Annotated in this window: 1 protein-coding gene; it reads left to right on the top strand. The window is 66.5% G+C overall.

Translation table 11 applies throughout. The annotated features are described in order from the left end of the window. Positions 1-81 precede the first annotated feature (81 nt). Positions 82-1179 (top strand): RNA-guided endonuclease InsQ/TnpB family protein (locus ACWD5Q_RS35515; RefSeq protein ID WP_451431192.1); only part of this gene is annotated, 1098 nt, incomplete at its 3' end.

Here is a 1179-nt window from a genome sequence, read left to right on the forward strand (position 1 = left end):
TATATACGACGCTACGGCCCCTGCGGATATCGGGGTTTGGCTCCCAGCGTGGTGACATAGATCAATGCTACGATCACGCTCATGAAGATCGTGACGCAGGTCAAGCTCATGCCGGACGCCGTGCAGGCATCCGCGCTTGAGCGCACCCTGGGCACGGTCAACGACGCCGCGAACTGGGTGTCGGAGGTGGCGTTCGAGCGCGGTGTGCCGCGTGAGTACGAGCTGCGCAAGCACACCTACGCCGAACTCAAGGCCCGTGGGCTGGGAGCGCAGGCCGCGCAACACGTCATCAAGAAGGTGCGCGACTCGTACACCACGCTCAAGGCCAACATCCGGGCCGGGAACCTCGGCAAGGAGGGCTCGAAGCGTCGCCGCAGGGCTGAGTCCAAGCCGGTCACCTTTCGCCCCGAAGCCGCCCAGCCGTATGACGACCGGTGTTTGAGCTGGCAGTACGACCAGCGGACCGTGTCCGTCTGGACCGTGGACGGCCGGGTCAGGAACATCAGCTTCGCCTGCTCCGCCGACGCGCTCAAGATGCTCCAGGCGCACCGGCAGGGCGAATCCGACCTGATCCAGCGCGACGGCGTGTTCTACCTCGTCGCCACCTGTGACGTGCCCGAGGCCGGGCAGTACGAGCCGGACGGCTTCATCGGCGTGGACCTCGGCATCGAGAACATCGCCACCGCCTCCACCGGCTACCTCGCCGCCGGACGGGGGCTCAACCGGTACCGCAAGCGACAGCTTGCCCTGCGGGCCAAGCTCCAGAAGAAGCGCACCAAGTCCGCCAAGCGGCGGCTCAAGGCCCGTGCCCGCAAAGAGGCGCGGCACGCCGCCAACCAGAACCACATCATCTCCAAGACGATCGTGACCGAGGCTGAACGCACCGGACGCGGCCTGTCCCTCGAAGAACTCAAGGGCATCCGCACCCGGGTACGGCTCCGCAAGCCCCAACGGGTCGCACTCCACTCCTGGGCCTTCGCCCAGCTCGGAGACTTCATCGTCTACAAGGCCAAGCGGGCCGGGGTACCCCTGGTCTTCGTTGATCCCGCGTACACGTCGCAGACGTGCGCCGAGTGCGGCCACGTCGACAAACGCAACCGTGTCGACCAGGGGCTTTTCATCTGCCGGGGGTGCGGGGTCGTTGCCCACGCCGACCGGAACGCTTCCCACAACATCGCC

The sequence above is a fragment of the Streptomyces sp. NPDC002513 genome, from assembly GCF_053595355.1.